The organism is Streptomyces beijiangensis (genome assembly GCF_017315755.1).
GTDB classification, from domain to species: Bacteria; Actinomycetota; Actinomycetes; order Streptomycetales; family Streptomycetaceae; genus Streptomyces; species Streptomyces beijiangensis.
The window spans coordinates 1-393 of the sequence record NZ_JAFLRJ010001394.1 but is presented as its reverse complement, the minus strand read 5'-3'; the positions used below and the strand labels follow the sequence as shown (position 1 = coordinate 393).

The following is a 393-nucleotide window of genomic DNA, read 5'->3' as shown; positions in this document are numbered from 1 at the left end:
TCGGTCTCGTGGGCTCGGGGCCGTGCTCGGCCGCGCTCACGGTGCTCATCGGCGGGACTCCCTCCGCAGGCGGCGGACATTCATGACCATCACCGGCACGACGAGCAGCAGCAGGATGACGGCGATGGCGCTGCCCACGCCCTGGTTCGCGCCGCCGCCGAAGGACGACAGGTACAACTGGAGCGCGAGGACGTTGGCGTCCTTCTGGGTGGCGCCCGGGGCGATGATGTAGACGAGGTCGAAGATCTTCAGCACGTTGATCATCAGCGTGACGAGCACGACCGCCAGCACCGGCGCGAGCAGCGGCACGGTGACCTTGCGGAACACCTGCCACTCGCTCGCCCCGTCCACCCGCGCCGCCTCCAGCAGCGTCGCGCGGCACCCCCGCGAGCC

Annotated in this window: 1 pseudogene; it reads right to left on the bottom strand. The window is 70.5% G+C overall.

The annotated features are described in order from the left end of the window. Window positions 1-45 precede the first annotated feature (45 nt). Window positions 46-393 (bottom strand): annotated as a pseudogene (locus J0695_RS41980) (carbohydrate ABC transporter permease); the annotation flags it as partial.